The following is a 3,267-nucleotide window of genomic DNA, read 5'->3' as shown; positions in this document are numbered from 1 at the left end:
AGGGAGGAGGACCTGATGGAAGATACGAAGAACGTCCCGGCCGTCTACGAGGGCAGGGGAGACCTGATCGGCAGCTTACCCGCCTACCAGGAGCGGGTACGGCACCTCCTGCGCGCCTCCGTCGCTCCGGAACCCCGCCGAGCCTACGCCTCGCGCCTGAAACGCTTCTTCGCCTGGTGCGAAACCGAAGGTCTCTCAACCGTCTTCCCGACGCCCCAGGAGGTCCTCGCCGCCTACGTGGCCAGCCTGGCCGACAATGGGGCCGCCCCCGCGACGGTCGAGCAAACCCTCGCCGCCATCGCCGCAGCGCATCGAGCAGAGGGGACACCGTCCCCCACCGATTCCCTCCTCGTGAAGAAGACCCTGAAAGGCTATCGCCGGGAACACGGCACCGCCCCCTACAAGAAAGACGCGGCCACCGTCGAGGTCGTGCGGCTGCTCCTGGCCGCAACGGCACGGGACAATTCCCCGAAGAACATCCGGGACGCCGCCATCATCTCCCTGGGTTTCGCCGGGGCCTTCCGGCGGTCGGAGCTCTCCGCCCTAGACATCGAGAACCTGAGGTGGACCGTCCGCGGTGGTGAGGAGGTCTTAGTCATCGACGTTCGGCGGTCAAAGACGGACCCGGAGGGAAGGGGCATGCAGAAGGCGATCTTTCCCGGCCGGGACGAGGCTACTTCCCCGACATCGCTCCTGAAAAGGTGGCTGGCTCTCGTGGAGCCTCGGGAAGGCCCGTTGTTCCGGCGGATCCTCAAAAGTGGCCAGATAACGGGTGACCGCCTGAGTGCCCAAAGCATCAGGCTCGTCGTCCTGCGGGCGGCATCTGCGGCTAGGCTGTCCCTCGATCTCTCCGCCCACTCCCTGCGCATCGGATTCGTCACGACGGCGATCCGGCAGGGAAAGACGGAACGATCCATCATGAACCAGACGGGGCACAGATCTGTCCAGACCTTGCGGGAGTATTTCCACCGTGAGGATGCCATAGAGGACAATGCCGCAAGAGAACTGATGTGAGGCACTCTCAAGCGCTATAATGTCTGAAAAAGACCCTCCCGGAGAAGGCCGGGTTGATTCGGAGTGGATGGCACGTGGCAGATGAGATCAAGTATGCTTTAGGCGGCTTGTTTTTCACATGGGACGACGAGAAGGCCGTAGCGAATTGGCGTAAGCATAAAGTGACATTTGAGCTTGCTGCTGAAGTGTTTTTTGATGAGAACGCTATGGACCTGCCCGATGAGCTTCATGACGGCTTGGAGCCGCGCCGTAGAATAACGGGATTCATCGCTGATTTCTCAAAGGCACTGTTTGTCGTATACGTCGAACGTGAAGATTGGAATGGCATTGAGCTGATTCGTATCATCTCTGCCCGAGTTGCGGAAAGAAAGGAGAGGGAAGCCTATGAGCGACAATTATCCAAGTGACTATCCTCGCAGCCGGGCGAAAGCCATCGCGGCCTTGCGCACGGTTCGGGATGAGGACATCGACTTTTCCGAGATTCCTGAAACAACAAACTTCTCGAATTGGACGCCCGTTGGTGAGAAGTTCAAAAAGGCCGCGGAGCACAACTTGACAGTACTCAATGAGAAAATACGAGCTGGTTGATGGTATAATACGAAGTGAAGTCCCGCCCAGGAGAGGTTGGACGGGGTTGTTTCTTGGGCTGCCGAAGTGAGGCCGATTTCCCCACCTCGGACTTACGCCCTAACGTGAGGGATTACGCTTTGAAAAGCCGAAGAAGTTCGGCGATGGCTGCTATGAGCTTCGCAAGAGCTTGTAGCAGCTTTGTTATTCTCTCCACGCTATCACCCCCTTTCGGGGGGATGCCCCAAGCAGCTTCGCTCGATGTCCTGAGCGCCTCTCCTACCTTCTATTTTACCGTACTATGACCCTCTAAAGGAGGCGTGTGCTCATATTCTCTCCAGGCTTCACCTCAAAAGGGACAAGCAGCCATTTGTTGAGTGTTTCTCTTGTTTTATAGTATCTATACGATACTGTTTATAATATCCTCTTTATGAGATATTATAAACAGTAAGGACTTGTTAAATAGCATTTATTAGATAGTATCTATTTAGTGATCCTGGAGCGGTGCGGCGCGCTGTTCAGCGAGGTGGGCGACATCGGGTCCATCAAGCTGGCGCCCGCGGAGGAGCCGGCGCCGAAGGAATAGGCGGACCTTCACGGTCCGACGGGGCGGCCGCGTGCGGCCGCCCTTTTTTCAGACCTCGACGGGGAGGGAATGGACTTGGGACAGGACAGGGAGTTCGCCCAGCGGGTGCGCCGCCTGAAGCGCGAGCTCTACGACGAGTACGGCTTCTTCTACTACGTGCCGATGGCGGAGTCCTACGCGGTGCAGCTTCCCGTCACCGTCAGCTGCAGCTATGGGCGCTGCCTGTTCTGCGACCTGAACCAGGGCATGAGGTTCCGCGCGCTCTCCATGGAGGAGATCGCCGCGAACGTCGAGCGCCTTCAGGCCATTCACGAGCGGGACCGCAGGCCCTCCGAACGCTTCCTCCTGGCGGGGGGCAACCCCCTCGTGCTGGGGACGGAGGTGCTCCTGCGCATTGCGGGGATGGTGCGCAGCGCGTTCCCTTCGTGCGCCTACATCTCGGCCTTCGCGCGGGCGGACGACGTGCTGCGCAAGACCCCGGCGGAGCTGGAAGCCCTGCACGGCGCCGGGTACGACCGCCTCTGCCTGGGAATCGAGTCCGGGGCGGATCGGGTGCTGCGCTACCAGGAGAAGGGCGTGGGGCGTGAGGAAAACGCCCGCGCCATGGCGGCGCTGGAGGCGGCGGGGATGTCCTTCTCCGTCTACGTCATGCTGGGCCTGGGAGGGCGGGAGATGTCGGCGGACCACGTGGAGGGGACGGCCAGCCTGCTGAACGCGGCCCGCCCGTTCGAGTTGACGGTGGTGACGCTCGTGATCTTCAAGGGCGCCCGCCTGGCGGAACGGGTGCGATCCCGCGAGTTTCGGCGCCTCTCGCCCCTGGAGGCGATGCGGGAGGGGCGGGACCTCCTGTCCCGGCTGACGCTCTCCACGGTGTGGAACGCCACGCACAAGACGAACCTCTTTCCCATCAAGGGCCGCATCCCATTGCATCGAGAACGGCTGCTGCAGCGCCTGGATGAGGCCGACCGGGAGCTGTCGGGCCCCGGCGCCGGGGAGCGCGATATCCTGCGCTGGCGCAACTGGGGGGTGGAGTAGGGGAAGCCGCCGCTTTCTCCGCGCGGGGGCCTGTGCTAGAATTTTTTAGGGAAATACTGATTAAG

At 61.0% G+C, this 3,267-nt stretch carries 4 protein-coding genes; all 4 read left to right on the top strand.

Annotated elements, in window-relative coordinates; translation table 11 throughout:
• On the top strand, positions 1-1,014 hold a 1,014-nt coding region (locus tag SY1_RS05450; protein ID WP_208872983.1), incomplete at its 5' end, for a site-specific integrase.
• Positions 1,015-1,088: 74 nt separating this feature from the next.
• Entirely contained in the window at positions 1,089-1,421 is a 333-nt protein-coding gene (locus tag SY1_RS05445; protein ID WP_208872982.1) for a BrnT family toxin, read from the top strand.
• Positions 1,399-1,602, top strand: a complete 204-nt coding sequence (locus SY1_RS05440; RefSeq protein WP_015556421.1) for a hypothetical protein — start codon at positions 1,399-1,401, stop codon at positions 1,600-1,602. Before SY1_RS05445 ends, SY1_RS05440 begins: the two co-directional genes overlap by 23 nt.
• Positions 1,603-2,236: 634 nt before the next feature.
• Positions 2,237-3,202 (top strand): radical SAM protein, encoded by a 966-nt coding sequence (locus SY1_RS05435; RefSeq protein WP_208872981.1) that lies wholly within the window; start codon positions 2,237-2,239, stop codon positions 3,200-3,202.
• The last annotated feature ends 65 nt before the right edge of the window (positions 3,203-3,267 follow it).

The organism is Fretibacterium fastidiosum, from assembly GCF_000210715.1.
Taxonomy (GTDB): domain Bacteria; phylum Synergistota; class Synergistia; order Synergistales; family Aminobacteriaceae; genus Fretibacterium; species Fretibacterium fastidiosum.
This window is presented reverse-complemented; position numbering and strand designations above follow the sequence as displayed.

Bases quoted from the DNA above. Each gene is read 5' to 3' on its own strand.
- SY1_RS05440 (WP_015556421.1), top strand. From the start codon at position 1,399: ATGAGCGACAATTATCCAAGTGACTATCCTCGCAGCCGGGCGAAAGCC.
- SY1_RS05435 (WP_208872981.1), top strand. From the start codon at position 2,237: ATGGACTTGGGACAGGACAGGGAGTTCGCCCAGCGGGTGCGCCGCCTG.